A 25,807-nucleotide genomic window follows, 5' to 3' on the forward strand; every position below is an offset into this window, starting at 1 on the left:
TTTGTTTCGTGCAGGAATCGGGACAGCGCCGATCCTTCCACTCCACGCCCAGAACCCGTTTTTCTCTTGCTCGCCATCGTCACGAACAGACGCCCATGAGGACGCTGCTCCTCTGCGTCGCAGCTCTGCGAGTCCCGCTCGGATTACAGGTGTTTTCAACACCCTCTAATCGGAGTCCGTGTCAGACATAGTCGGAATCAGGCGCAGTCGGTGGCCGGGTCCGGCGTCAGCAGGCCCAGCGTGACGCGGTATCCCGTGATGACCGGTGGCGCACCCCGTTCCGAGAAATCGGCGCGGACGGGCGTGATGGCGTACACCTGCACGCAGACCTTGCCTTGCGGGGACGTCAGGGTCACCCGCTCCCCCGGACGCACCGTGCGCTGTTGTGCGGGCTGATCGGCACTCTGGAGGGTCACGCTGCTGGCGGTGACCTTCTTAAACGAGAGACCCAGGCCCAGGGGATCGGCGGGACGCACACCCGCAAGCAGGGTCAACAGCGGACGGTCCTTGCCGCCCCGCGTGAGGGTCAGAGAGCTGCTGCTGCCATCCGGCTCCCGCTCGGCGCTGACACGCAGCACGGCACCAGCAAGACGCCCGGCCTGAACGCCTGCGGGCCACTGGCCCACGCGCAGCGGCGAGAGTTGCTGACCTGCCAGAGAGGTGCCGGGCACGCCCCGCAACTGCAAGACGGTGACGCCTGCGTTCTGCTGCGCGGCGCTGACCTGGGCATGGATGCCCTCCTCGGCGGGAATGGAACTCAGGATGGTGGGTACCTTTCCTGCTGTGGACGGTCCTGCTGTGGCCTGCGGCGCAGCGCCCAGCAGCAGCGAGGTCAACAAGACGGGCAGCAGGGTCAGGTGCATGTCCACAGTGTGAACCGGGCAGGTGATGACAGGCTGATACAGAACGGCTGCGGCATTGCTGCTGCGCCACTGCACCCACGCTTCCTCCTCAGATGAAGGCGGACCTAAACCTGATCTGGCAGTTCCTCCACCCGCACGCCCAGCAGGTGTGCCAGATCCAGAAGCTGCACGGGTTCGACGGTCACGCCCGCCAGTTCGCGCAGCCCCAGCCGCACCCCCGCCAGCGCAGAGGCCCGCAGATCGGCCCCGTCCATCTCCGCACCGTGAAACTCGGTCTTGCCCAGCGTGCAGCCCCGGAAGACTGCGCCGGGCAATTTGGCGTCCATGAACACGGCCTCGGTCAGGTCGCAGTCTTCGAGCCACAGGTGCTTTGCTTCCACATCCGGCCACAGGGACAGCGGGGCCAGGGCGCGGGTCAGGCGGACGTGGCGCAACACGGCCCCCGGCAGTTGCAGCCCGGTCAGGCGGCAATCGGTGAATTGCACACGCTCCAGCGCCGCTTCGGTCCACTTTGCGCCGCTCAGGTCACAGCCCTCGAAGCGCACGTCCTTGAGACGGATCAGGTTCCACGCCACGCCGCTCAGGTTGACCTCGCGGAAGACGACACCCTCGAAGGACACGGTTTGCAGCGTGCCAGCATCGAGCGAAATGCCCTCCATGACGCCGCCCCGGTAGACGGATTCATCCTCTAAATCAGATGGGACGAGGGTCCGCAGCCCGCCGCGCGGAAACTTTGGCGGGCTGGGAGATTTGATGTTTAGAGGTTGCCGGGTCACAGGGTCAGGATTTCATGGCCTTTTGCCGTGACTACCAGCGTGTGTTCAAACTGGGCGCTGGGCTGCTTGTCGGCGGTGATCACGGTCCAGCCGTCGGCCAGCAGACGGGTCTCGGGGCGGCCCAGGTTGATCATCGGCTCGATGGTAAAGACCATGCCGGGCTGGAGCTTGAGGCCGGTGTAGCGCGCCCCGTGGTGGTAGATGGTGGGTTCCTCGTGCAGCCGCTTGCCGATGCCGTGGCCGGTGTACTCGCGCACCACGCCGTAGCCCCGGCCTTCCGCCAGAGTCTGGATGGCGTGGCCGATATCGCCCGTGCGGGCATTCGGGCGCACCACTTCCAGCCCTGCATTCAGGGACTCGCGGGTGGTGTCCACCAACGCCTGAACCTCGGGGGCGACGTTACCCACCGTGTAGGTAAAGCAGGCGTCGCCGTATACGCCGCCCATCAGCACACCGATGTCCACGCCGATGATGTCGCCGTCCAGCAGCACGCGCCCGTCGGGGATGCCGTGGCAGATCACCTCGTTGACGCTGGCGCAGATGGTGGCCGGAAAGGGATTGTTGCGCGGGCCGTAGCCCAGGTAGGCGGGAACAGCCCCAGCTTTGCGAATATGTTCCTCGGCGATACGGTCCAGTTCGGCCAGGGTGACGCCGGGTTTGACGAAGGGACCAAGAACGCGGAAGGTTTCGGCGACCAGCGCCCCCGCGCGGCGCATGGCCTCGATCTCGCGGGCAGATTTCAGGGAAACGCGGCTCATAAGGGCTGAGGCTAGCATGCCTCTTGGCCGGGCTTTTAGAATCGTTCCTCAAAAAGTAGGGCTAAAAAGTAGTGTTCAGCACGCTCCTATCCAATGAAGTGCTGGACTACTGCTCGGGAGAAGATACAGGAGCATCCATCTGAACCAGTTTCCGAAGACTTTCAAGCTCGTCTGGTGTAAGACCCCCAAGGTCCGCCATGAGCGTTTCCAGACCCCCATCTCGCCATCCCTTGAATCGGTAAATTCGCCGAGAGAGTTTTTTTCCTTCGCCTGAGATGCCCATGCTCAACCCAGATTCCTGCGTCTGCAAGCCCATCTGACCCTTACCAGAAATATCGAAGAACTCTTCGATTTCAACTTCTTCTGCCGTGTCTATGCGTCTAGCAATAGCCAACTCACGAGCAACTTGTGCCTGCTGAAAAGTCAGCATGGTCCGCGCCTGATCGCGGGCAATCGTCTGAGCGTCTACAGGAGAGTCCTCTTGATGTTCATCAATGGTGTCACTACCCGAGAGCAGTATCTGTGAAATCGCATCAATGAGCGATGCCCCTGGAACGACGTGTATTGCCGCTACATAGGCAGCCCGCATTAGCTTTTCTTTTTTCGTCACAGTATCAACTTTACTCTTCAGGGGCGCATAACGTTCAACAAAACTGAGTTCCCAAGCGAGCAGCAGCCGATCATAGTCGTGGCATATCTCAAGAATCATTTTCAAACACATCGCTTTGCTCTCTTCAAAAGCCGCTGAGCTTCCGACACAAGTAAAAAAGGACGGAGCCTTGCTTTTGACCCACGCCTGCCTCGCCTCCCATACACTGCGCGCATGAAAGTGGTCATCAGCGTGGATATGGAAGGCGTGTGCGGGGTGGCGTCGTGGGTGCAGGTCAGCCCACCGGAATTTGGGGGACTAGTGAGCGGCACGGAGTATCAGGCGGCCCGCGAGCGCATGACGCGTGAGGCCGCCGCCGCCGCCGAGGGCGCAATCATGGGCGGCGCAACGGACGTGCTGATCAACGACAGCCACGACACCATGCGGAACCTGATCCCCGAACTGCTGCCGCAGCAGGTGCGCTTTACCAGCGGCAACGACAAACCGCTGAGCATGGTGCAGGGCGTGCAGGAAGACGGCGTGGGCGCGCTGCTGTTCGTGGGCTACCACGCCCGCGCCGGAAGTCCGCTCGGGCCGCTGGCACACACCTGGAACGGCTTTATTCGCAACGTGCGGATCGGCGGGATCGACACCGGGGAATACGGCATCAATGCGCTGCTGGCCGGGCATTACGACGTTCCGGTGGTCTTTGCCTGCGGCGACGACGTGGCGATGGCCGAGATCAGCGCCGAACTGGGCGAACAGGTGGTCACGGTGGCGGTCAAGGAAGGGCTGAGTACCTACGCGGCCATTCACCTGCATCCCGCCGAGGCCCAGAAACGCATCCGCGAGGGGGCCGAACATGCGGTGCGTGCGGCTAAAAATGCCAAGCCGTACACCACCCGCTGGCCCGCGCCGTGCCAGATGGCGTTTGACCACCAGGCCCGCGCCGACGCCTGCGCCCGGATTCCCGACATCACGCGGGTGGACGCCGTGACCGTGGGCTGGAGCAGCGAGAACGCCTACCACCTGTTCCAGACCTTCCGCATGCTGGCGACGGTGGCGGGCGTGCGGTTGAACGGGTGAGTGAAGGGTGGCTCGCCTGGATTGCCGATGGGCACTGAACTGGGCGCTTCTCTTCACCTCACTGTTGCCTACGGCAGCGACGTTGCTCAGTGTTGCCCTGATTTACCTGCTGCCTACGCCCTGGCAGCCGCGAAAAACCTGGCTGCTCCTGGTCTATATGCTGCCCGTGGCACTCTGGACGGGAGTGGTAGCCATTGCCCTGTTCTGGGGACAGGTTGGCATCCTCATACCAGTGGTCATGGGCATCGTCGCCGTCATTTGCTACCGGCTGGTCTATGTCGTGGACCGGGGGCTGGGCGGCGTCAACACCCTCCCCTACTTACAAGCTTGCGTGGCCATCTCGTACGCCATCTGCACACCAGTGATCTCGGTGGCCCTGCCTTCAGGTTGACCTAACAACGCGTGAAAATCCACTCCCCGCCGCCAATGCTCACGGAAACTGGGTAACCTGAAGCCCATGAATCTGCGTCCCCTGCTGATCCTCACCGCCCTCGCCTTCCCTTGCAGCGCTTCGGCGGCCACGGCCTGGGCCGGGGTGGACGCCAGCACCAAAGGCTACGGCCTGCACGCAGGTCTTTCGGTGTTCCAGGTGCCGATTCTGGGCACGCTGGGGGTAGAGGGCGCGGCAGAGAAAGCCTGGCGCAACACCAACGCCAACCGTTACGCCGTGGGCGCGACGTTGCGCGACATCAACCTGCCGATCACACGGGTGGACGCCTTCGCCACGGCGGGCGCGGAATACGTGAACCGCTTCGGTGTCTACGCCGAGGGTGGCCTGCGCGGACCGCTGCTGGGGCCAGCCGGGTGGCGGGCTTTTGTGCGGACGGGCACGGCTTCTGGCTTTGGCGGGGGCGTGGGGCTGGAACTGCGCTTCTGAGCGGTAGGGCCGCCATCCGAGAGCAGGTTTACCCTGCCCCAAACGCCTCCAAAGCCGCCTCCAGCGTTCCCAGCCGCGCCGCGATCAGGTGCTGCGGATCGCGGTTGTACCCTCCGGCCATGACCGTCACCAGGGGAATGCGGGCGCGGGCGGCCCATCCGAAGACGCGCTCGTCGCGCTGGCGCACACCGCCGACGCTGAGGGCCAGCTTGCCCAACTGATCGCCCGCCAACACGTCCGCCCCGGCCAGATAAAAGACGAAATCCGGGCGAAAGGCGGCGACGGCGGGGGCCACCTGCCCATCCAGCACCGCCAGATACGCCGCGTCCCCGGTGCCGTCGGGCAGGGCGATATTCAGGCCCGCCGTTTCCTTGGTGAAGGGGTAATTGTTCGCGCCGTGCAGGCTGACGGACAGCGCCCGCGCCTCCTGCGCCAGCATGGACGCCGTGCCGTTGCCCTGATGCACGTCCAGATCGAGGATCAGGATGCGCGCGGCCTGCCCGGTATCGAGCAGCCACCGGGCACTGATCACCACATCATTGAGGAAGGAAAATCCCTCGGCGTGATCGGCGTAGGCGTGGTGGGTGCCGCCGCCGAAGTTGATGCCCAGTCCCAGGTTCAGGGCGTCATGGGTGGCAGCCAGGGTTGCGCCGCTGCTGCCCAGACCGCGCTCCACCACAGCGGGGGTCCAGGGAAAACCCAGCGCCCGTTCCTCAGCGCGCGTGACCTCTCCGTTTCGCCACCTTTCCAGATACGCCGGGTCATGCACCCGCTCGGCCAGCGCCCAGGGCAGGTCTGGGGCCTCCGCCAGTGGCAGCAGTTCGCCCACCCTGGCCAGCATTTCCAGCATGGATTCGCGCGCCATGAACTGCCGCCGGGGCGCGGGCTGCCCGGCGTAGGCAGCGCGGCGGTAGGCAGTGAAGGCGCGGAAAGGAGTGGCAGAGGCGGACACGATGCTGGCAGGCTACAGTCTGGGCATGCTCACGCTCACACAGCGCCTCGGCCTGCGCCTGCCCATCGTCCTCGCGCCAATGGCGGGCGGGATCAGCACGCCAGAACTGGTGGCCGCCGTCAGCACTGCGGGCGGGCTGGGCAGCCTGGGTGCGGCCTACCTGACGCCCGCGCAGATCACGGAGGCGGGCGCGGCGGTGCGGCGGCTGACGCAAGGGGCTTTCGCGCTGAATCTGTTCGCGCCGCACCCCACCGTGGCAACAACAGGATCAGAGGTGGAGCGGGCCGCCGCCGAACTTGCCCCATTTCACGCCTCCCTGGGCCTGCAACCACCTGAACTGACGGCGCAGGCGAACCCGGATTTCGGATTACAGCTAGAGGCCGTGCTGGAGGTCTGCCCCGCCGTCCTCTCCTTCACCTTTGGACGATTGGAAGCGCAGCATCTGGAGGCGTTGCGCTCACGCGGGATTCTGACGGTAGGCACCGCGACAGGGCTGGAAGAAGCGCGGCAACTAGAGGCCGACGGCGTGGAAGCCATCGTGGTGCAGGGCGGCGCGGCAGGCGGCCACCGGGGCGGCTGGTCAGAGGATGAACTGGCCGACACGCTGTCACTGACCCGTGCGGCGGCGCAGAGCATTCGCATTCCCGTAATTGCAGCGGGCGGCCTGATGACGGCGGCAGATGTGCGGGCCGTGCTGGACGCCGGGGCCAGCCTCGCGCAGTGTGGGACGGCGTTTCTGCGGGCGACGGAGGCCGGGACTTCCGCACCGTACTGGGCCGCACTGGCAGCGGCAAAAACGGGCGACACTGTGCTGACCCGCGCCTTCAGTGGACGAACGGCGCGGGGACTGAGAAACGCCGTGACTGAGGGCGTGCAACAGCCTCTCCCCTACCCGTTCCAGAACGCCCTGACCCGCTCCATGCGTGCGGCGGGGGCGAAAGCGGGCCGCGCGGACGTGCTGAGTCTGTGGGCCGGGGAGGGCGTGGCACACGGACTGGCAGGGACAGCGGCAGAGATTCTGGAATCGTTGTGGAACTGAGGCTGCGCCCCCTGCGTCCCGGCGACGAGGAAAGTGCCGTGCGCTGGGGTGCGGACGAGGAGTTCTGTCTCGCCATCGACTGGCCCGTGGGGTTGCCCGCCGCGCACATCCGCCAGCACTGGCAGGGGCTGCTGACGCTGACCCCGCCGGAATTGCTGCGCCACGGCATCACGGTAGACGGCGTGCTGGTGGGCTACACCGATCTGGCGGGATTCACCGACAGCAGCGCCGAATTTGGGATCGCCCTCGGGGAACGGGCGCTGTGGGGCCACGGCCTGGGTCTACAGGCCGGACGACTGACGCTGGCGCACGCCTTCACCGAACTGGGACTCCAGACTGTAATCGCCGAGGCCCACGCCCCCAACGCGCGTTCGCGGGCGCTGTTGCTGCGGCTGGGCTTCACCGAAACTGGCCCCGGCGGTCTGGAGGAATACCGGGGTGAGATGGTCCCCGTGGTGCGCTTCGTGCTGGAACGCGAGAACTTCGGGGGTTGAACACGCTCCATCTGTTTCCGGGTATCTGTTTCCAGGACAGGATTTCTGAAAAAGTGGAGGCGTGAACATCCCCAGAAAGAACAGAGCCGCACTGACGTTGGGCCTGATCTGCGCCCTCTCGGTATCCTGTGCAGCGTGGGCCACCCAGCCGCTTTCCAGCGCTGCCCTGCCCATTCCGGCCACGCCACCCGATCCTCGCTGGACGCTGATCTGGCAGGATGAATTCGGCGGCGCAGCGGGCAGTCAGCCGGACGAACGCATCTGGAATTACGACTACGGCAACGCAGACGCGAACGGCTGGGGCAACGAGGAACTCCAGTTTTACACGCGGGACGTGGCGAACGTGCGTCTGGACGGGCAGGGTCATCTGGAAATCCGGGCGCTGAAGAATACGGCAGACCTCGCGTGCTGGAACGGCGATCCGTGCGCTTACACCTCGGCGCGGCTGACCACCAAAAACAAGGTGACGTTCACGAATGGCAGGATCGAGGCGCGCATCCAGATGCCGCCCGGAGCCGGATACTGGCCTGCCTTCTGGAGTCTGGGCCAGAATGGAAAGTGGCCGGACGGAGGCGAGATCGACATCATGGAATGGCTGGGCCGCGAGCCGAACACGGTCTACGGCACCCTGCACGGCCCCGGCTATTCCGGCGCTCAGGGCATCAGCAAGAACAAAACGCTGGGCAGGGCCGCCTCGGACGGCTACCACACCTTCGCCATCATCAAACGGCCACGGGAAATCGTGTGGTTGCTGGACGGCGTGCCCTATCACCGCGTCACCCCGGATGATCTGCCAGCGGACCGCGCCTGGGTCTTTGGGCAGCCGTTTTACCTGCTGCTGAATCTGGCGGTGGGCGGTCAGTGGCCCGGCCCACCAAACGCCAGCACGGTCTTTCCCGGCGTGATGAACGTCGATTACGTGCGCGTGTGGCAGGAAAACGCTACTCCCTGACCGTATGCCCCGCCACCCGTAAAGCGCTCACTGCGTCGCCCAGCCGCACCGCAGACACCAGCACGTAATCGGTGTCGAAGGTGGACAGGGCGAAGATGCCCACGCCTGCGTCCCGCAGCGGGTTCAGTATGCTGGCCAGAATGCCGGTCAACGTGAACTCGAACGGGCCGTGCAGCCGCAGCGCCGCCCAGCCCTTCTCGGCCCGCACGCCGTCTGGCACATTGGCCGCCGCGCACACCACCGACAGTTCGCCGGGCGCGCAGGTCATGCTCCAGAACTCGCCTCTAAAAGCCCAGGCAGGCGGCGCGATACCGGATGGAAGCTGGCACACGGCATATTCGCCGCCCAGCACGGAGAGGGTCAGGGACATGCGAAGGAGGATAGCGGGCTGAGGTTCTGGGTGCCTCTCACGGTTAACCCCTCTCCTGCACCGCTCTGCCAGTCCGCCCCTTCGGGACACCTCTTATTGGAAGGGATGCAAGGAGAGAGTTGTGCTGCACGGTCTTTTACGCTTCTCGGTTTCACCCAAAAGGAGCTGACAGCAAGATTTTCCTGCCGACTTTGCCTGACTCCCTCCCCATTCGGCCAGGGTGAGGCCCCCGCCATTCGCCCGGCGCGCATTTCTGGCCCACGGCGCACTCTATGGGCATGACGAATTTTTCAGATTTATCGAACACTATGGCGGACGCGGTTGAGGCCGTTTCCACAAGCATCGTCTCTGTCCGTGCCGGGCGGCCCATCAGCGGCACGGTGATCGGCGATGGCCTGATCCTGACCGTGGCCCATGTGCTGCACGGCGATGAGGTCACCGTGGTCACCCCCGACGGGCGCGAACTGAGCGCGACGGTGGCGGGCCGTGACTCCTCCAGCGATCTGGCGCTGCTCAGGGTGGACGGGCTGAATCTGCCTGCCCTGAGCGTCAGCGACAGCGTGCGCGTGGGCGAACTGCTACTGGCCGTGGGCAGGCCACAGCACGGCGTCCAGGCCACCCTGGGCCTGATGGAACGGCAGATGACCGCCAGTCCGGCAGAGGTTGACGCTCCAGAGAGCGGGCCGCACTCCAGGGGCTGGCTGCCCAGCGGCGCGGCCCCCTTCCGGGGCGTCAGCGGCGGGGCGCTGGTGGACGCGCGTGGCGGTCTGGTAGGCGTGCTGAACGCGGGCGTATCACGCGGCGAGTTGCTGGCCGTGCCTGTGGGGCGTGCCATGAACGTGGCCGATCTGCTGGGCCGCACCGGGCGCGTGCCACGTGGGTATCTGGGCATCGCCACCCAGCCCGTGATGTTCCCGCAGGCAGAGGGAACGGAATCCGAGAACGAGGCCCGCAGCGGTGGCCCACGCGGAGGCCGGGGCCGCGAAGGCTGGGGCGGCGGACGTGGGCGCGGCGGCTGGCAACGTGAAGGCGGGGAACGTGGCCCCTGGGGCGGTCAGCAGGGTGGCAAGGTTGGCCTGACCATCGTGAGCGTCGAGTCCGGCAGCCCCGCCGCACAGGCCGGACTGCTGGTGGGCGACGTGCTGCTGTCGCTGGACGGCCAGGCCGTGCGCCGTCCACCGGAACTGCTGTGGCGCGTCCGCGAACGGGCCGGGCAGAGCGTCAGCGCCCGCATCCTGCGCGGCGGCCAGGAACAGGACGTGACGCTGGTGGTCGGCGAGCGCTGAGCATGGGCGAGCGCCGGTCCCCCTTAGCATGGGGAATGACCGCGCCCCTGACCCTGCTGCCCAGCGTGCGGATCGCGGTGTCCAGTGCGGTGATGGCCGCAGGACTGGCGGCCCTGCTGACCTCCGCAGGGTTCCCGGTCACGCCTGAGCCGGAGGAAGACGTGCTGCTGGTCGACGACTCCTGGCTGGCTGACTCCGAGGCACTGGCCGATGCACCCGCCGTGGTGGCGCTGGGATCGCCGGACTGGGCCGCGCTGCTGCCCGAACTCGTGGCAGGAGGCTGGGCCGCGTTGCCCGCAGATGCCACACCCGCCGAGCTGCTGGCGGGCGTGCTGGGCGCGGCGGCGGGGCTGGCGGTGTTGCCGCCGGATCAGGTGGGCGTTCTTGAAAACCCCGACGATGCAGACGAGTCGGAGCTTTCAGACATCACCCTGACGCCGCGCGAACTGGACGTGCTGAACCTGCTGGCCCTGGGCCTGAGCAACAAGCGGGCCGCGCGTGATCTGGGCGTGTCCGAAAGCACGGTCAAGTTTCACGTCGCCTCGCTGTATTCCAAGCTGGGCGTCCAGAGCCGCGCTGGGGCGGTGGCGCGGGGCATCGGGCTGGGTCTGGTCAGCGTGTAAAGAATGCAGAAGGCGGAATGACTGTGTGCAAATGGCCTCCTGCTCTCCTAGCTTCGCGGCTGCGCGTACCTTCCACCCGTCGCCACACCAGCCGGAAATGTAGCGTCGATGCGCGCCAGATCGTCCGGCATGAGCTTGATCTCCAGCGCACCCAGATTCTCCTCCAGATACTTGACGCGCTTGGTGCCGGGAATGGGGACGATGTTCCGCCCCTGCGCCAGCACCCAGGCCAGCGCCAGTTGTGCGGGCGTGCAACCCTTATCGCGCGCCATCTCCTGAACCTCGGCCACCAGATCGAGGTTTTTCTGGAAGTTCTCGCCCTGAAAGCGCGGGCTGGTGCTGCGGAAGTCGTCGGGGCCGAAGTCGTCGGGGGACTTGAGCTGCCCGGTCAGGAAACCGCGTCCCAGTGGGCTGTACGGCACCAGCCCGACATTCAGGTCACGGCAGGCCGCGATAACACTCTCGCCAGACTCAGAATCTTCGGGGTCACGCGTCCACAGCGAATACTCGCTTTGCAGAGCGGTGATCGGGTGGGTGGCATCGGCGCGGCGCAGCGTTTCGGCATTCACTTCTGAAAGACCCAGGTAGCGCACCATGCCGCGTTCCACCAGTTCACCCATCGCGCCCACGGTGTCCTCGATGGGCGTTTCGGGATCGAGGCGATGCAGGTAGTACAGATCGACGTGATCGGTCCCCAGGCGTTTCAGGCTGGCCTCAATGGACTTGCGCACGTATTCGGGCCGCCCGGACAGGCTGCGCTGCATCGGGTAGCCCGGCTCGCGCACGATGCCGAATTTGGTGGCCAGCACCACGCGGTCCCGCTTACCCTTCAGCCAGCGCCCCAGCAGTTCCTCGTTGGTGTGGGGGCCGTAGATGTCGGCAGTGTCGAAGAAGGTGACGCCCAGATCCAGCGCGCGGTCCAGGGTGCGGATGTTCTCAGTTTCAATGGCGTCGCCGTAGAACTCGCTCATGCCCATGCAGCCCAGGCCCAGAGCGGACACGCTCAGATCGCGGAGTTTGCGGGCGGGAAGGTCAGTGGAAGGGGTCATACTTGCTCCTTTGTACACAGAGAGAGAGGCTGGTGCGGACGCGCCCGCACTCTATTCCAGCCCCGGACACTCCTTTGCGTATGCTGCCCTCATACGGCTGGCCCTCTTCGGCGACATCCACGACAACCTCCCCGCACTGGAAGCGGCGCTGGCCGACATGAAGGCGCATTCCCCCGACGCACACATCTGCCTGGGAGACGTGACGGCGGGCAGCGCGTGGCCGCGTGAGTGCCTGCAATTGGTGGCCGCGCTGGGCTGCCCGGTGGTGCGTGGCAACGCGGACCGGGAAGCGCTTGAAGCGCCCCAGCCCCTCAAAGTGCGTGACCTGCCCGACGAGCAGGAAATCCACGATATCGGCCAGTGGGGCGCGGCCCAGTTGACCGGAACCGAGCGCGACATCCTCCGCAGCTTTGCCCCGACGGTGGCGCTGGACGATCTGCTGTGTTTCCACGGCAGCCCCGCAAAGGACAATGAGGTGCTGGACGCCGCCACGCCGCTGGAACGGCTGGAAGAACTGCGTACAGCGCACGGTCAGCATGCCGTCTGGAGCGGCGGCCACACGCACCAGCCGCTGCTGCGGACACTACTGGCGACTGCTCAACCCCGGCAGCGTGGGCCTGCCTTTCCAGAAACGCGGCGGGAAATACGTCAACCTGGCCTACGCCGAATACCTGCTGCTGGACCGGGCACGTCAGGGTTGGAACGTGACCTTCCGCCGCGTTCCCTACGATCTGGCCGCACTCAGAGCGGGCATCCTCGCTTCTGGAATGCCGCACGCGCAGTGGCTGGCCGACGAGTGGGTAGAGGGCTAATCCCCGGTATCCAGCAGCAGCTTAGGCGTGAATTTCAGGCCGTCTGCCGCCACCAGATGCGCGGGGATGCCGTTGACATGGCGCATGGATTTCTCGACAGGCACGCCATGCAGGTGGCCGTAGGCGATCAGCTCGGGCCGCGCCGCCTCAATCACAGCAGTCAGCGGGTTAGGCGGGTACGGGGCGGAGGCGGGCGGGTAATGCAGCATCATCAGAAAGTGATCGCCCGGCTGCCGCAATTTGCCCGCCGCCTCCACGCTGAGGGTCAGGCGCTGGGCCTCGCGGTTCAGCAGACGCTCGTCCTCATCGTTCAGCGGGACATACCCCGGTGTGTTCCAGCCGCGCGTGCCACACACCACCACATTCTCGACCCGCACGGCGTCGTTGTGGACCGCCAGCATTCCAGCGGGCAGCGCTGCGCGCAGTTTGGAAGGCGTGGGCCACCAGTAGTCGTGGTTGCCGCGCAGCAGGATTTTGGTGCCGGGCAGTTCGGCCACGCGCGCCAGATCGGTCATGGCGTCAGGCAGGCGCATGGCCCACGACAGGTCGCCTGGGAGCAAAACCAGATCGCCGGGGCGCACGATCTCGCGCCAGCGGTCATAGATGGCCTCGGGATGCCCGGCCCACTGCGGCCCGAACACCGTCATTGGTTTGGGGGTCACGTAGGCCAGATGCAGATCGGCGATGGCAAAGACGCGCATGGGACTCCGGCGGGCAAGAAGGGCGGGGGCAGCAACAGGAGAAGGGGCGGGACAGAAGAAAACCTCCCGCGTCGGGGAGGTCACTTCTTCGCGTGGTCGGGGCGAAAGGATTCGAACCTTCGACCCCGTCGTCCCGAACGACGTGCGCTACCAGGCTGCGCTACGCCCCGCCACGGCTCCTGTCGTGCTGAGGCCACAGAGGACCGCACAGCATTTCAAGTGCGTCCGGCAGTTTATCCGCCGCTCTGTAGGGTGTCAAGGCAGAAAGTCGGTGTCGGGTCAGGGCAGCCGGATCACTGCTCCTCCGCTTCCAGCTCTTCCTCTGCCAGCGCCCGCTCGCTCAGTTCGCGGATGGCGGGCCAGATGGCGTCACCGCCGAAGCCCCGGCGGGCCAGGAAGGCGTAGGCACTGGCCCTCGGGTCTTTCTTGCGGGCCAGTGCCGGCCAGCGGCGTTCCAGCACTTCCAGCGCCTCAGTACGCTCCTGATCGGGATCGCGGGCCTCCAGGGTGTCCTGGATCAGTTCCTCGGTGACCCCCCGGCGTTTGAGGGTCTGACGCACCCGGTAGGCCCCCACGCCGCGCCGCGTTCCCTCGATGTGGGCCACCTGTTCGTCGTCCTGATAGCCCAGCTCCTGCACGCGCTTCAGGACCTCTTCGATCAGTTCCGGGCTATCGCTGCGGCGTTCCAGCTTGCCGCGCAGCTCGGCCTCGGTCAGTGCGCGGCCTCCCAGCGCCCGGAAGGCGTAGGCCAGCAGGGCATCGCGCTGTTCCTCGGGCGTTTTGGGGCGCACCGGACGCGCGGGCTGATCGCCCTCGGGCGGACGGGGGCGGCGACTTCGCATCCATCCATTTTAAGGCTTGCCCAGCGTTCCCAAAGCGCGTATAGTCACGAGGTTGTCTTTGCAAAGAGGCAGCCCGGCGGCAGTGGTCCAGCGTGACCTCGCCCCGGTGCGTGCAGCAGGGTTAAACCCTCTGGACGCCACGAGTTCCCCAACGGGGGACCGCCCCGCACAGCGGGAGAACAAGGAGAACGAACATGGCTTTACGTCACAAATCTGCCCAGAAGCGCCACCGCCAGAGCCTCAAGCGCCGCATGATCAACCGCAGCCGCAAGAGCACCATTAAGACCTTTACCAAGAAGGCGATGGCCGCCATCACCAACGGTGAGGACCTGAACGCCGCCCAGAGCAAGGCCGAGAGCCTGATCGACAAGGCCGCCAAGGGCAGCACCATGCACAAGAACACCGCCGCGCGCAAGAAGAGCCGTCTGGCTAAGGCCATCAACAAGGCCAAAGCCGCGCAGGAAGGCGCCGCGCAGAGCTAAGCCCCACAACCCAGGATCGGCAGGCCGTTTAACTGGCTTGCCGATCTTTTTTGTTCCGGCGGCTCTACTTGCGCGCTTCCTTGACGTCGATGGTGCCGCTGAACTTCTCCAGATCAATGGTCAGTTGATAGTTGCCCGCGTCCCCAGTGCCCAGCACGTTCAGGCCCCACTGGCCCTGGGGGCAGACCTGTCCGGCAATCTGGGTGCCTTTGGGGTCTCTCAGGCGGAAGGTGGCCCTGCCGCTGCTGACCTTGCAGGAGCCGCGCACACCCACCTCCTGATTCTGGTCATAGACGCGGAAGTTGTACCTGTTCTCGCCCGTGGCATTGAACATGTAGGTGGGGGTCAGGGTGACGTAGCCCACCCGCAGCCCGAAAGTGAGGTACAACGCGGCCAGGGCCAGCAACAACAACACGACGAGCAAACGCATCGGCCCAGTCTAACGCGAAAGCCCCCGGCTTTGAAAGGGAGGTCACACTCCGCCGGGGGAGTCTGCTGGGGGGGAAGGTCAGAGGGAAGCGGTCAGAGAGGTGGCCAGCAGCCGCACGCCGCGCCGGATGTCGTCGGGCGGCAGGTGCGCGAAGGCCAGCAGCACGGCAGGCTCTCCCCCACTGGCCGAGAGGGGCGCGACGGCGGACAGCGCCACCCCGCGCCGAGCCGCCGCCCTCACGGCCTGCGTTTCGCTCAGGTCAGCGGGCAGGCGGACATGAACATGCAGCCCGGAGGCCACACCCCGGACCTCCCAGTCGGGCAACCACTCGGCCAGGGCCGCGAGCAGCACTTCATGCCGGTGGGCGATCAGTTGCCGCGCCCGGCGCAGATGCCTCGCGTAAGCCCCGGAATCCAGCACATCGGCCAGCGCCAGGGCGTCCAGCGTGCCGGGGGCGCGGTCCGTCAGGGGGCGAGTACGGGCCAGCACGCGCAGCACCGGGGGCGGGGCCACCAGAAAGCCGCTGCGGGTGGCGGGGGCCAGACTCTTGCTGAAGCTTCCCAGCAGGATCACGCGGTCCGGGGCCAGCCCCTGCATCACGGGCAGCGGGCGGCCTGTGTGGTGCAGATCGGCGGCGTAGTCGTCTTCCAGAATAAAGGCGTTGCCGCGCCGCGCCCAGAGGATCAGTTCGGCGCGGCGGGCGGCCCCCAGGGTCACGCCGGTGGGATACTGGCAGCCAGGGGTCAGATACAGCAACGTGGCCTGCGGGGGCAGATGCTGGGGCTGGAGTCCCCCCCCGTCCACGGCCACCGGGACCACCGCCGCCCCGGTGGCCGCCAGCGCCGCACGCGCGCCCGGATAGGTGGGGTCTTCCACCACCGCCACCCGCCCCGGCTCCAGAAACACGCGGGCCAGGGCATCCAGCGCGGACTGCGTGCCGCCCGTGAGCATCACCATCTCGGGCGTGACCCGCGCGCCACGCGCCGCATTCAGGTAGGCGGACAGGGCGCGGCGGGTCTCCAGCGGTCCCAGCGGATCGGAGAGCCGCCCGTCCTGCGTCCGCCTGCCGAGCCGCCCCGCCTGACGGGCCAGCGCCGCCGTCCAGGCCGCCTCCGGGTACAGTTCGGGCACCGGCTGGCCCACGCGGAAATCCACGGTGTATTCCCCCCCCGCGTCGTCCACGCCGCCCGACAGCGCGCGGGTGGCCCAGGCGCTGAGGGGCAGATCATCCAGGGGCTGGGCCACTTCCGGGAAAGAGGCGGGCACGCACACCACCGTGCCGCTGCGGCCCTGCACCCGCAGATAACCCTCGGCCTCCAGCCCCGCCAGAGCGTCCACCAGCGTATTGCGCGATACCCCCAGCGCCCTGGCCAGACGGCGGTGGCCGGGCAGGCGCGTTCCCCCCGGCAACAGGCCGCCCGTTATGGCGTCGCGCAGGGTGCGGGCCACGCGGGCGTGCAGCGCCTCGCCGGGCAGCGGAGGGGACAGCGCCAGTTCGTCCCCGCTCTCAGCCGCTTCCCGCCCGCCCAGTGCCTTTACATCTAGTGTATTTACATCCAGCGCCTTCATATTCAGCGCGTGAACTCCCGTTCCAGCCAGCGCCGGTCTCCCCCCTCGGCCTCCAGCGCCTGTCCGGCCAGTTCCAGAAAACGGTCCCGCGCCGCCTGGGCTTCGGGCAGGGTCAGGCCGTGGGCCGCTGGATCGGCCAGCAACTCGCGGATCAGCGGATAGAGGGGCTGCTCGGGGTAAACGTGGCCCTTCACGCTCAGCTCGGCGGGCCACTTGAGCAGGTAATCCAGCGCGTAGGGACCGGGTTCCAACACGCAGCCGCCAGGGTAGGGAATACGGCGGGGGGCGGGAAAAGTAACGGCGGGGTCAGACATGGGGAAAGGGTAGCGCGGTCAGAGTGGGTTGAAAGGCGAACCCGTCTCCTGCGGAGCTATGCCTGTCAGTCAGCTTCGCTCAATAGGCAATCTGAAAGCGTGGAAGACCATTAAGTCCAGCAATCACCCTGCCCCCATTTCACCTCAGATGCCAGGGGCAACAGTCTGACAGGTTTCTGCAGAATTCGTGTTTAGACATAAAAGCAAATGAAAAAGATCCACACAACTTCACTCAAGTGAGGCGATAGCCTGGGAGATGTTCAATAATTTCTTCGTCTCAGACGAGGTATTCATGAATTCTAACAATCGTGCAAGCAGGAGGATGATTACGCTGCCAGCGTAGAGAGGAAATCGCCAGAGCTGGGTTTTACTGTTGTCCTCCAGACCGTTTCCAGACGGCTGCCCTCACACTCGAAGTTCAGAAGTGGTTCGGACGACTGAAAGGGTGTGGTGAGAGGGGAATGGGTAGGCTCTGGGCAGAGGTTCCATCTGCCGGAGCCTGTTCGCCCTCCTCAAATGACGTTTTGATTTTTAAACGCAGGCTCGGTGAACTATGTGACCAAAACAAGTCTGTTGTCCCACCCGTCGCCTGGGCGAATGACGCTGCTGTCTGCCCAGTTTCTGTCCTCAACCCCATCTGTTGATACTCATGACCAACCCTGATTACACTCCTCTTTCCCTGGATCAGATCCGGGCGCTGCTTGATGCGGCCTGGGCAGGTCGGCACAGCGCTCCACAGGAATGTGTGCGCGTTTCACGTCAGGTGCTGGAGCAGGCGCTAGATGAACCTGAACTGGCCCGCGCCACCCTGTGCCTGGGGGGTGGACTGCTGTACCAGGGCGAATTCAATGCGGCAGAGCCAGAACTCCGGCGGGCGCTGTCTCTCTATAAAGAACTGACCGATCAGGAAGGGCAGCTTGACAGCCTGATCGCGCTGGGCACTGCGAAGGCGCGCCAGGGGCGTCCGGTTGAAGCTCTGGAACTCTTTTTGCAAGTCAGGCATCTGCATGTGACGCTGGGAAATGTTGAAGGTGAGATCAGGGCACTGAACAGCATCGGGGCGGTCTACGGCATCATGGGTGACCATCCCAACGCCGTGCATTACCTCCTGCTGGTGCTGGGACTCGGGCGACAACATGGCCTGCCGCTCATGGAGCAGCACGCGCTGAGCAATCTGAGCATGGCCTACAACGAGATGGGGCAACATCATGACGCTCTGGAGGCGGCCACAGCCTGTTTGAAAATCCAGGCAGAGAATTCCTTGCCCGCGCTGGAGGCCGCAGCACTCCAGAACGCGGGCCAGGCCCACTTCGGGTTGCAGCAGTTCCCGGAAGCCCAGGCCATGTACCTGAAGGCCAGCAAGCTGATTGAACACTCGGGAAACCAATCTGATCTCACTGGTACAGATCTGTTTCTGGGGCGGGTGGCGCAGCAGCAGGGGAACCTGGACGGGGCGCGGCAAATTTTCGAACGGTGTCTGAAGATCTACCAGAAAATTGGAGATGATTACGGTCAGGTGACGGCCCTGATGCATCTAGGTGAGTTGCTGGGCACAACAGGTCAGGTGGATGATGCCCTGAGCGCTCTGATCCGCGCACGGTCTCTGGCTGAGAGCGGTCAACTCCGCGATAAGCTCTGCGAAATTGATCTGGCACTGTCGAAGCTGTACAGGGATTCGGGCCGCCCCTATGAGGCACTGACCCACCTGGAACAACATCTCCAGCTCAGGGGGGAACTGTTCAATGCCGAATCCGATCAGCGGCTCCAGAGCCTGAGGGTGCAGTTTGAGCTGGAGCAGGCCGAACGCGAGCGGCTGGCCACCCAGCGCCAGAACGCCGAGCTGACAGAGCTGAACGCCCGCCTGGAAGCCACCAACCGCGACCTGACGGCGGCCCAGACCCGGACCGCCGAATTGATGGCCCGCCTGGAGCAGCACGCCAACGAGGACGCCCTGACCGGGCTGCCCAACCGGCGGGCCTTCGACGCGGCGCTGGACCGGGTGTCGCGGTCACAGCAGATCAGTGTCGTGCTGTGCGACATCGATCACTTCAAGGCGGTGAATGATCGGTTCTCTCATCTGGTTGGGGATGAGGTGCTGCGTCATGTGGCCGCGCTCCTGCGGGGGCAGTTGCACCGGGGCGATCTGCTGGCCCGCTACGGCGGCGAGGAATTCGTGCTGCTGCTGACCGGGGCCAGCGAGGCAGCCACGCTGGAACTGTGTGAGGACCTGCGCCGGGCCACCGAGAACCACGACTGGTCCACGGTGCGCCCCGGCCTGAGCCTGACCATCAGCCTGGGGGTGGCGGTCGCGCAGTTGAATCCCGCCACGCTGGCGGTCCAGGACGTGATGCAAAGCGCCGACGACGCGCTGTACGCCGCCAAGAACGCGGGCCGCAACCGGGTGGAGATCCGGCAGGTCAAGCCGTCAGCCGGGTAACGGGGCATGCGGGGATGGGCTGTCTCAGCCTCAACATCAACCTTCCAGACCGACCTCAGAGGTTTCCAGGCGGCTACACCCCGCAGCCCGTTTCCAGCGGCGTCTCCGTCAAGCCGCGAGCAGGGGTCCATTCCTTGACGGTGTAGGAGTACCCCTCGTAATAGGCCCCGAAAAGAATCAATTCCATCTGGCCGTCGCCGTTCAGGTCCGCGACCCCGGCCAGTCGGATCACCGTCGCCAGCGGACGGGTCTCGAAGGTGTCGCCGGGTTTCAGGGGCGTTTGGGGCGCAATGTCCGCGCCCAGCGTGAGGGTCAGCACCTGACCGCGCACCACATGGCGCAGCAGCACGATGGAATAGTCGCCCGGCTGCCCGACAGACGGCGGAAAAATGCCGGAGCGTTCGCTGTAATGCGTCGCCTCGATGATCACTTCCTGCGTGCCGTCGCCGTCCAGATCGGCGCGGATCAGGCCCACGAGCTGCACGTTCGGGGTCCTGATGCCGCGTTTGATCAGCTCTGCGCGCACGATCTGGCGGTAGGTCTCGTTCCCCGTGAGCAGGGCAGTGACGGGCCGGGGCCGCGCGTTCAGGGCCGCAGCGGTGAACAGTTGAAACTGATCAGAGGTCCGAGTGGGCTTGACCGACACCCCGTAGGCGTCCGCGCACGGCTCACCGAAGGATTCGGGCCTGCCCCCCACGACAGGCACGGCGGGGCCGCCCAGACTGCGGCGCAGGTATTTTTCCTTTCCCTTCAGGCGCGGCCCGGTCTCCTTCACGGTCAGCCAGCGCCCGTTGGCCACTGCGCCCAGCAGTTGCGCCTGATCGTCGCCGGGTGCCTGGATCAGCACCGGGGAAAAACCAGCCGGGACCGGGCCAGGGGGCGCGGTGGTCTGGCCTCCTGCCCCGGTGACCAGAAGTGTGCTGACCAGCAGCAGGGTTCGCCGCAGAAAGTGGTTCATGCACCAGCGTACCTGTTTGGACAGGCTGGTGCTTCGATTCGGCCGGGTCAACTTGGGCTACCGCAAAGTCCCCGAGTCCGATTCTGAGTCTGCGATGCCCGCTTAACCCCTCCGACCCTACGGGCCACCTCCCTTAGAAGGGAGGCAAGGAGATTGCTGCGTGGCACGATGAATTGTACCTCTTGGCTCCCCTCAAGGGGAGCTGGCTGCGAAGCAGACTGGCTTGTAAAGCTCCGCAGGAGAGGGGTTTGCCTTCCAGCGTGGCGCACTCCCAGTCACTCCCAGCCCCTTCACGCGGACTTTGCGGTAGCCCTGCGGAGTCAACGTAGATCAGGCGGGAGCAGCCGCAGATGCCGTGACACGCGGGCCAGCCGCGCCTTCTTTACTGCCCGGCTTTTACAACGTACGGCTTCAGGACAGCCGAGATTCCGCCCGACAACCCTGGAAAGCTATGGAGGCCCCCGCTGAGCCAGGATTCGGAAGTCTGATAGGACGTGACCCCATGAACGGCGCTGACCAGTTCGTCATGCGGGGCCAGATACCACTGGTCCTGATCCTGAAACGCCAGCCAGTGATCCCCGCCCAGCATGTCTTTACGCAGGAGCAGGCGTCCAGACACGCGCACGCGAAGCTCCTGACTGCTGCCCACGTGGCGCATGGAAAAGTGGGTGTATTTGCCGGGGTTCCATGCCGTGAGATAGCCGTACTCTCCGAGGATCGCGGCCAGCTCCTGATAACGGAGTTGCTGCCTTTCTGGACTGGAAACATGGGCACGGTCCGTTTTTTCAAACTTCAGGATCATGCCCAAGGTTAATGGGCGGTGAGTAACAACTTCCTGACGGGTTGAAGCGTAGATTTCAGGCCGTCTGCCGCACAGTGATGCGGTTGCCCCACGGATCGCGCAGACTGAGGGCGTCGCCGCTGTCCTGCACGCCAATCCGGTCTTTGAGATGAGAGCGCAGGCCCGCCAGATCAGGGGTCAGGAATTCCACCTCGTCCAGCCCCAGTGCGGGCGTCTGCGGGGCCATCTGCCCGCGCGTGTGCCACTCGTTCAGGCCGACGTGGTGGTGGTATCCGCCCCACGACATGAACACGGCGCTGCCCAGGTCCGCCATCAGGTCCAGCCCCAGCGTGTCGCGGTAGAAATGGGCGGCCTGTTCGGCGCTGCCGACTTTCAGGTGGACGTGGCCCAGCACGGTTCCAGCGGGCGCTCCAGCGTAGGCGGGCGCGTCGGCCAGGGTGTCTGCATCCAGGCCGGCGCTGCCCAGCACAGCCCCGGAATCCACTGCCACGGTGTCCATCTGCACCTGTCCGTTCTGAAAGGTCCAAGTGTCGCGCGGGCGGTCCGCGTAGACCTCGATGCCGTTGCCGTCGGGGTCGCTCAGGTAGAACGCCTCACTGACCAGATGATCGCCGCTGCCGATGCGGAGGCCCATCTGTGCCCCCATCTGTGCCCCCATCTGTGCGGCGTGCGCCAGCCAGCGCCCCAGATCGGCCCGCGTGGGCAACAGAAACGCCGTGTGGTACAGCCCCGGACGCGATACGGAGGCAGGCTGCAGGTCGGTGGCCCGCAGGCGCAGCAGCGGCGTTCCGTGCGCGCCCAGTATGACCTCCTCAGCCGTTTCCGCCAGGACACCCAGACCCAGCAGGCTCCCGTAAAAAGTTTGCAGGCGTGGCAGATCGGCGGTCAGCAGCGTGACTGTGCCGACACTGGCGGTGGCGGGCAGGATCAGGGAAGGCGTGGTCGTGTTCTCATTCTCCTCCGAATACTTTATAAAGTCAATCGGTTTATAAATTTAGAACTGTGTTCAGTGCGGCGCGGGTGCGGCCCAGATATCCGCTTCCGAACATATTGACGTGGGCCAGAAGGGGATACAGGTTCCACAGGTTGGCACGGTCCTGCCAGCCGGGTGCGGGCGGGAAGGCTTCGGCATAGGCGTCGAAGACCCGCTCAGGCACACCGCCGAACAGCCGCATAGCCGCCAGATCGACCTCGCGGTGGCTGTAGGCGGCGGCTGGATCGATCAGGGCTGGCCCCGCCGCCGTGTACAGCAGATTGCCGTGCCACAGATCGCCGTGGACGAGGCTGGACGGCTCGGTCGGAATCAGATTGGGCAGCCTCTGGCGCAGGGCCTCGAACCTGTCCGTGTCGTCCGCCGACAGATGCTCCTGGGCCAGCCGCAACTGGGGCCGCAGACGGGCGCTCCAGAAGAAGTCGGCGGCGCTCTGGAAAGGCGGATTGAACTGCGGCAGCGTCCCGAAATAGTTGTCCGCCGTAGCGCCGAATCCAGGGACCGTGACGCTGTGCAGGGCGGCCAGCCCCTGCCCCAGTGCCTCCTGACTCTGCGGCGTTTCGGCCACTGGCGGCAGGTAGCTCTGAAGCAGGTATTGCCAGCCACCCGGCGCGTCGCCGTAAGCGATGACCTCCGGCACGAGCAGTCCAGGCGGGCGGCGCGACGCGGCTTCCCGCAGCAGGCCCAGGCCCTGCACCTCCGCAAAAAACAGATGCGGCAGGGCGCGGCGGCTGGCCTTCAAGACACAGTCTCCCCGCCCGGTGCGGAGGCGGTACACGTCGTTGATATCCCCACCGCTCAGGGGCGTGGCCTCCAGAATCGGGCCTCCCAGATGGTGTTGCAGCAGTGGCAGCAGCGAGGGCGCGACAGAGCGGGACATGGCCGCAGTCTGCCATGCACATGGGGAACGTGCCCGAAGCGCATATTGATCTCTCTGCTTGATCTCTCTGCTTGCTTGATCGCTCTGCACCTAAAGATGGACGCCGCCAGGACCATTCGCGCGGTATTTACTCAGATGAGTACACGCCATCCATTCATCCCTGTCTGTCGCCGGAGGTTTGCCTATGGTTCAGTCCGCCGTTCAATTGCTCAGAAATGCGCTGGAAGGGGTGCTGGGACTGGCCCTGCCCGCCGGAATCGTGCTGGCGGCGCTGCTGCTGGCCCTGCTGTTGATCGGGCTGCTGGACCGCGCCCGCTTTCAGGCCGGGCTGGGCTGGGCAGCCTCGCACCTGTCCGGGCTGGGGCGCTGGGCACTGGCGGCGCTGGCGCTGGGAGCCGGGCTGCTGGCGCTGGACGTGGCCCGCCGCGCGGTGGATGTCCGGCTGGGCACCCAGCAGAACGCGCGCTACGCCAACGCCGCCGACCCGGACGGCGGACAGACGGTCCAGAGCGCGCCCCGCGTGACCCTCCTCCAGGACACCACCTACACCCGCAGCCTGAGCCTGCCGCCGGAAGTCTTCGCGCGAATCAATGTGCAGGGCGGCCTGGAACCGCTGCTGCCGTATTTCGGCTCCCCCGATTCTGCCGGGGTCAGGGACTTCCGCGAGAACTTCGTGCGGCGCGGCAACACGCTGGTCTACACCCGCGAGGTCACCTTGCAGACCGAGCAGCCGGTCAACGTGGACACCACCGCCATCACCACGGACCTCAAGTTCGTCGATCCGGCGGGGGGGCGCGGTTCGTATTACAACGCCGTCTTCAACGCGGATTACACCTTTACCAACCCGCTGAAGACGGCGGCCACCCTGCGCTTCGACTTTCCCCTGCCGGTGGGCAGCGGCACCCTCAGCAACTTCCGCCTGACGGTGGACGGCCAGGAATTCCGCGCGGGCGATCTGACCGACGGCAGCCAGTGGCAGGGTGAGGTGGCAGCGGGGAAAACGGTCAAGGTGAACGTGACCTACCGCAACCAGGGCGCGCGGAGCTGGAGTTACGCGCTGGGCGGGCGGCGCGAGGCGATCAAGGCGTTCGACCTGAGCGTGAACGCGGACCGCCCCGCCAAATTCGGGCGCTACACGCTGTTTCCTACCTCTCAGGTGCGCGGCGTGCTGGGCGGACAGCAGACGCTGAAATGGCAGCTTCAAAACGTGATCACCGCCCAGGACGTGCAGGTCATCTTCACGGGCGGCAACCTGCGCGAGACACTGGGCAAGGTGGGCCACGCCGCGCCTGTGGCCGTGCTGCTGGCCGCATTGCTGGCGCTGGCCTGGGCTGCCACCCGTCGCCTGCGCCTGCTCCCCCTGCCACTGGCCGCCGCATTGATCGGCCTGAGCCTGGGGCTGGTGCTGGGTGGCGTGCTGACCGCGTACCTGCCCATCTGGCTGGCAGAGATTCTGGGCGTTGTAGCTGGCGTGGCCCTGGGCACGCTGGCGCTGGGCCGTCCCTTCGCGCTGCCACTGACCCTGGCGGGCGTGGTTCCGCTGGCCTTCCTGAGCGGCGGGAACGCGGGCCTGCTGCTGACCCTGCTGGCCGCGCTGACCCTGGTGCTGTTGCTGCGGCCTGGGCTGGAGCGGGGAGGCTGGCGTCCCAGGCGGCTTGCACCCTGAACGCTGCCCTTTCCACAGGACCGGCGGCTGGCGTAGGCTGAAGCGATGTCTGTCACGCAGTTGGATCATGTCGCCGTCGCCACCCCCGATCTGGACACCGGAAGCGCCCCGTATCTGGCGCTGGGCCTGCACCCCGAGGGGCCGGACGAGGACGTGCAGACCCAGGGCGTGCGTGTGCGCGCCTTTCAGGTGGGCGAGACTTTAATCGAGTTGCTGACGCCCACCCGCCCCGACAGCCCGATTGCCGCCTACCTTGAAAAACGCGGGCCGGGCCTGCACCACACCGCCTACCGCGTGGCCGATCTGGACGCCGAGATGACCCGTCTGCGCGGCGAGGGCGCACGCTTCCTGAGCGAAGCGCCCACGCCGGGCCGGGCCGGAACACGGGTGGCCTTTCTGCATCCCAAATGGGGCGCGGGAACCCTGATCGAACTGGTGGAACACCCCCGCGACCCGGACTGGGTTTGACGCCGCCCGCAACGTCTTCCCGCTTCCGGGCGGTGTGGTGGCTGATCTCGCTAGGGATCATGGCCACGATCTGGTGGCTGAGCAGCAGCGCCGACACGCCGGGGCCGCCGCTGGTGCATCCGCTGGACTGGATCGCCCACTTCACCGCGTATTTTGCGCTGGCCTATGCGCTGGGCCGGGCGACGGGGCGGCGGGACATCGCCCTGCTGATCGCGGTGTGGTGGGGCGCGCTGGACGAGGTGCATCAGGCGTTCGTGCCGGGCCGCGACGCGGGCGTCACCGACTGGCTGTTCGATCTGGCCGGGGCTTGGATCGGCTCGCGCTGGGCGACGCGGCGCAGGGGCGCGCGGGAACAGGGAGAAGGGGAAGCGGAGACGGTTCGCAATCAGAGCTGGTAGAGACCCGGAGAACAGAGTAGACCTCTTGCGAAAGTCAGGCACATTTAGCGGTGGCGTTGCAGATGGCGGCGATGAGGTTGACTCGGAGGCTGAACCGCTTTCGCCGATGGCGATACGTTTCCTTCAACACTCGAAAAATCTTGAGCCGACGAATAACATGCTCAACAGCGATTCTGAAGCGTGCCAGTCGAAGATTTTCTGCTTTCTGTGCCGGAGTGAGCTTGCGTTTCTTGCTCGCTTTGTGCGGTGTATGGCACAGCGGGTGTTGGTGTTGAACGCCCTGATAGCCAGCATCGGCAACCAATTCAGTTTCAGGGTGAATGGCGGTCTGGGAGGCTCGAAA

Annotated in this window: 31 protein-coding genes, 1 tRNA gene and 1 pseudogene; 15 read left to right on the forward strand and 18 right to left on the reverse strand. The window is 65.7% G+C overall.

The features are described 5' to 3' along the window. Positions 1–197: 197 nt before the first annotated feature. The 4 genes from BOO71_RS22155 to BOO71_RS22170 form a co-directional block, all read right to left on the reverse strand. Positions 198–938 carry a hypothetical protein gene (locus BOO71_RS22155; RefSeq protein ID WP_075836166.1) on the reverse strand — a complete coding sequence of 247 codons (741 nt, stop codon included), beginning with the start codon at positions 936–938 and terminating at the stop codon, positions 198–200. Between the two features lie 29 nt (positions 939–967). Continuing rightward, positions 968–1,639: a pentapeptide repeat-containing protein gene (locus BOO71_RS22160; RefSeq protein ID WP_139323120.1), complete on the reverse strand. Its 672-nt coding sequence runs from the start codon at positions 1,637–1,639 to the stop codon at positions 968–970. Further along, positions 1,636–2,397 carry a type I methionyl aminopeptidase gene (map, locus tag BOO71_RS22165; protein WP_075836170.1) on the reverse strand — a complete coding sequence of 254 codons (762 nt, stop codon included), beginning with the start codon at positions 2,395–2,397 and terminating at the stop codon, positions 1,636–1,638. The genes BOO71_RS22160 and map overlap by 4 nt, the downstream gene beginning before the upstream one ends. A gap of 106 nt (positions 2,398–2,503) precedes the next feature. Further along, positions 2,504–3,112, reverse strand: a complete 609-nt coding sequence (locus BOO71_RS22170; protein WP_139323122.1) for a hypothetical protein — start codon at positions 3,110–3,112, stop codon at positions 2,504–2,506. Positions 3,113–3,220: 108 nt separating this feature from the next. On the opposite strand from BOO71_RS22170, the gene BOO71_RS22175 reads away from it, so the two are divergent. From BOO71_RS22175 to BOO71_RS22185, 3 genes are all read left to right on the forward strand, one after another. Continuing rightward, entirely contained in the window at positions 3,221–4,072 is an 852-nt protein-coding gene (locus BOO71_RS22175; protein WP_075836174.1) for a M55 family metallopeptidase, read from the forward strand. A gap of 166 nt (positions 4,073–4,238) precedes the next feature. After that, complete coding sequence (locus tag BOO71_RS27305) at positions 4,239–4,463, forward strand: hypothetical protein (protein WP_139323123.1); 225 nt, start codon at positions 4,239–4,241, stop codon at positions 4,461–4,463. 66 nt (positions 4,464–4,529) lie between these two features. Continuing rightward, complete coding sequence (locus BOO71_RS22185) at positions 4,530–4,949, forward strand: hypothetical protein (RefSeq protein ID WP_075836178.1); 420 nt, start codon at positions 4,530–4,532, stop codon at positions 4,947–4,949. Positions 4,950–4,977: 28 nt separating this feature from the next. Here BOO71_RS22185 and BOO71_RS22190 read toward each other — a convergent pair whose 3' ends face one another. Further along, on the reverse strand, positions 4,978–5,901 hold the full coding sequence (locus BOO71_RS22190; protein WP_075836180.1) for a histone deacetylase family protein: 924 nt from the start codon (positions 5,899–5,901) through the stop codon (positions 4,978–4,980). Between the two features lie 25 nt (positions 5,902–5,926). On the opposite strand from BOO71_RS22190, the gene BOO71_RS22195 reads away from it, so the two are divergent. The 3 genes from BOO71_RS22195 (at position 5,927) to BOO71_RS22205 (ending at position 8,386) form a co-directional block, all read left to right on the forward strand. Then, positions 5,927–6,940 carry an NAD(P)H-dependent flavin oxidoreductase gene (locus BOO71_RS22195; RefSeq protein ID WP_075836227.1) on the forward strand — a complete coding sequence of 338 codons (1,014 nt, stop codon included), beginning with the start codon at positions 5,927–5,929 and terminating at the stop codon, positions 6,938–6,940. Beyond that, positions 6,931–7,434: a GNAT family N-acetyltransferase gene (locus BOO71_RS22200; protein ID WP_075836182.1), complete on the forward strand. Its 504-nt coding sequence runs from the start codon at positions 6,931–6,933 to the stop codon at positions 7,432–7,434. The genes BOO71_RS22195 and BOO71_RS22200 overlap by 10 nt, the downstream gene beginning before the upstream one ends. A 61-nt stretch (positions 7,435–7,495) precedes the next feature. Beyond that, positions 7,496–8,386, forward strand: coding sequence for a glycoside hydrolase family 16 protein (locus tag BOO71_RS22205; RefSeq protein ID WP_075836184.1), 891 nt, complete (start codon positions 7,496–7,498; stop codon positions 8,384–8,386). On the opposite strand, the gene BOO71_RS22210 is transcribed toward BOO71_RS22205, so the two are convergent. Further along, the gene (locus BOO71_RS22210; RefSeq protein WP_075836186.1) at positions 8,376–8,756 is read right to left on the reverse strand and encodes an ACT domain-containing protein; all 381 of its coding nucleotides are present in this window, start codon (positions 8,754–8,756) and stop codon (positions 8,376–8,378) included. The two genes, BOO71_RS22205 and BOO71_RS22210, sit on opposite strands and share 11 nt — an antisense overlap. A 278-nt stretch (positions 8,757–9,034) precedes the next feature. Here BOO71_RS22210 and BOO71_RS22215 point away from each other — a divergent pair, with 278 nt between their 5' ends. Both BOO71_RS22215 and BOO71_RS22220 read left to right on the forward strand, forming a co-directional pair. Beyond that, complete coding sequence (locus BOO71_RS22215) at positions 9,035–10,042, forward strand: S1C family serine protease (RefSeq protein WP_254843261.1); 1,008 nt, start codon at positions 9,035–9,037, stop codon at positions 10,040–10,042. Positions 10,043–10,077: 35 nt separating this feature from the next. Next, positions 10,078–10,665, forward strand: a complete 588-nt coding sequence (locus tag BOO71_RS22220) for a helix-turn-helix transcriptional regulator (RefSeq protein WP_075836190.1) — start codon at positions 10,078–10,080, stop codon at positions 10,663–10,665. 47 nt (positions 10,666–10,712) lie between these two features. On the opposite strand, the gene BOO71_RS22225 is transcribed toward BOO71_RS22220, so the two are convergent. After that, positions 10,713–11,714 (reverse strand): aldo/keto reductase, encoded by a 1,002-nt coding sequence (locus BOO71_RS22225; RefSeq protein WP_075836192.1) that lies wholly within the window; start codon positions 11,712–11,714, stop codon positions 10,713–10,715. Between BOO71_RS22225 and BOO71_RS28895 the strand changes: the two are divergent. Further along, positions 11,641–12,234 (forward strand): annotated as a pseudogene (locus tag BOO71_RS28895) (metallophosphoesterase family protein); the annotation flags it as partial. The gene BOO71_RS22225 and the pseudogene BOO71_RS28895 overlap by 74 nt on opposite strands. Next, complete coding sequence (locus tag BOO71_RS28900; RefSeq protein WP_254843262.1) at positions 12,185–12,526, forward strand: hypothetical protein; 342 nt, start codon at positions 12,185–12,187, stop codon at positions 12,524–12,526. The pseudogene BOO71_RS28895 and the gene BOO71_RS28900, both read left to right, overlap by 50 nt. Here the strand turns inward: BOO71_RS28900 and BOO71_RS22235 are convergent. The 3 genes from BOO71_RS22235 to BOO71_RS22245 all read right to left on the reverse strand — a co-directional run bounded on the left by BOO71_RS22235 (position 12,523) and on the right by BOO71_RS22245 (position 14,069). Further along, positions 12,523–13,227, reverse strand: coding sequence for a metallophosphoesterase (locus BOO71_RS22235; RefSeq protein ID WP_075836194.1), 705 nt, complete (start codon positions 13,225–13,227; stop codon positions 12,523–12,525). The genes BOO71_RS28900 and BOO71_RS22235 overlap by 4 nt on opposite strands. 93 nt (positions 13,228–13,320) lie before the next feature. Further along, positions 13,321–13,397, reverse strand: a tRNA-Pro gene (locus BOO71_RS22240). 123 nt (positions 13,398–13,520) lie between these two features. Continuing rightward, the gene (locus tag BOO71_RS22245) at positions 13,521–14,069 is read right to left on the reverse strand and encodes a RecX family transcriptional regulator (RefSeq protein ID WP_075836196.1); all 549 of its coding nucleotides are present in this window, start codon (positions 14,067–14,069) and stop codon (positions 13,521–13,523) included. A gap of 194 nt (positions 14,070–14,263) precedes the next feature. On the opposite strand from BOO71_RS22245, the gene rpsT reads away from it, so the two are divergent. Continuing rightward, entirely contained in the window at positions 14,264–14,551 is a 288-nt protein-coding gene (gene rpsT / locus BOO71_RS22250) for a 30S ribosomal protein S20 (protein WP_075836198.1), read from the forward strand. Positions 14,552–14,615: 64 nt separating this feature from the next. Here rpsT and BOO71_RS22255 read toward each other — a convergent pair whose 3' ends face one another. From BOO71_RS22255 to BOO71_RS22265, 3 genes are all read right to left on the reverse strand, one after another. Beyond that, positions 14,616–14,981, reverse strand: a complete 366-nt coding sequence (locus BOO71_RS22255; protein WP_075836200.1) for a hypothetical protein — start codon at positions 14,979–14,981, stop codon at positions 14,616–14,618. 78 nt (positions 14,982–15,059) lie between these two features. Next, complete coding sequence (locus tag BOO71_RS22260) at positions 15,060–16,550, reverse strand: PLP-dependent aminotransferase family protein (protein WP_083653739.1); 1,491 nt, start codon at positions 16,548–16,550, stop codon at positions 15,060–15,062. Positions 16,551–16,552: 2 nt separating this feature from the next. Next, positions 16,553–16,864: a hypothetical protein gene (locus BOO71_RS22265; RefSeq protein ID WP_075836202.1), complete on the reverse strand. Its 312-nt coding sequence runs from the start codon at positions 16,862–16,864 to the stop codon at positions 16,553–16,555. 649 nt (positions 16,865–17,513) lie between these two features. On the opposite strand from BOO71_RS22265, the gene BOO71_RS22270 reads away from it, so the two are divergent. Beyond that, positions 17,514–19,301 carry a tetratricopeptide repeat-containing diguanylate cyclase gene (locus tag BOO71_RS22270; RefSeq protein WP_075836204.1) on the forward strand — a complete coding sequence of 596 codons (1,788 nt, stop codon included), beginning with the start codon at positions 17,514–17,516 and terminating at the stop codon, positions 19,299–19,301. Between the two features lie 73 nt (positions 19,302–19,374). Here BOO71_RS22270 and BOO71_RS22275 read toward each other — a convergent pair whose 3' ends face one another. The 4 genes from BOO71_RS22275 to BOO71_RS22290 form a co-directional block, all read right to left on the reverse strand. Then, complete coding sequence (locus BOO71_RS22275; protein ID WP_075836206.1) at positions 19,375–20,259, reverse strand: hypothetical protein; 885 nt, start codon at positions 20,257–20,259, stop codon at positions 19,375–19,377. Between the two features lie 382 nt (positions 20,260–20,641). Continuing rightward, a complete protein-coding gene (locus BOO71_RS22280) occupies positions 20,642–21,061 on the reverse strand; it encodes a hypothetical protein (protein ID WP_075836208.1) in 420 nt (139 codons plus the stop codon). Positions 21,062–21,116: 55 nt separating this feature from the next. Then, on the reverse strand, positions 21,117–22,055 hold the full coding sequence (locus BOO71_RS22285; protein ID WP_368482893.1) for a VOC family protein: 939 nt from the start codon (positions 22,053–22,055) through the stop codon (positions 21,117–21,119). After that, positions 22,048–22,932, reverse strand: a complete 885-nt coding sequence (locus tag BOO71_RS22290) for a fructosamine kinase family protein (RefSeq protein WP_075836213.1) — start codon at positions 22,930–22,932, stop codon at positions 22,048–22,050. The genes BOO71_RS22285 and BOO71_RS22290 overlap by 8 nt, the downstream gene beginning before the upstream one ends. A 184-nt stretch (positions 22,933–23,116) precedes the next feature. Between BOO71_RS22290 and BOO71_RS22295 the strand changes: the two genes are divergently transcribed. Genes BOO71_RS22295 through BOO71_RS22305 form a run of 3 tightly spaced genes read left to right on the forward strand, consistent with a single transcriptional unit; the run spans position 23,117 to position 25,464 of the window. After that, positions 23,117–24,598 (forward strand): hypothetical protein, encoded by a 1,482-nt coding sequence (locus tag BOO71_RS22295; protein ID WP_075836215.1) that lies wholly within the window; start codon positions 23,117–23,119, stop codon positions 24,596–24,598. Between the two features lie 45 nt (positions 24,599–24,643). Beyond that, complete coding sequence (gene mce, locus BOO71_RS22300) at positions 24,644–25,066, forward strand: methylmalonyl-CoA epimerase (RefSeq protein ID WP_075836217.1); 423 nt, start codon at positions 24,644–24,646, stop codon at positions 25,064–25,066. Next, on the forward strand, positions 25,063–25,464 hold the full coding sequence (locus tag BOO71_RS22305; RefSeq protein ID WP_439823038.1) for a VanZ family protein: 402 nt from the start codon (positions 25,063–25,065) through the stop codon (positions 25,462–25,464). Before mce ends, BOO71_RS22305 begins: the two co-directional genes overlap by 4 nt. Before the next feature lie 34 nt (positions 25,465–25,498). On the opposite strand, the gene BOO71_RS22310 is transcribed toward BOO71_RS22305, so the two are convergent. Further along, positions 25,499–25,807: transposase family protein (locus tag BOO71_RS22310; protein WP_139322960.1), on the reverse strand; the 309-nt coding region annotated here is incomplete at its 5' end.

This window comes from Deinococcus marmoris (genome assembly GCF_001949125.1).
Taxonomy (GTDB): Bacteria; Deinococcota; Deinococci; order Deinococcales; family Deinococcaceae; genus Deinococcus; species Deinococcus marmoris_A.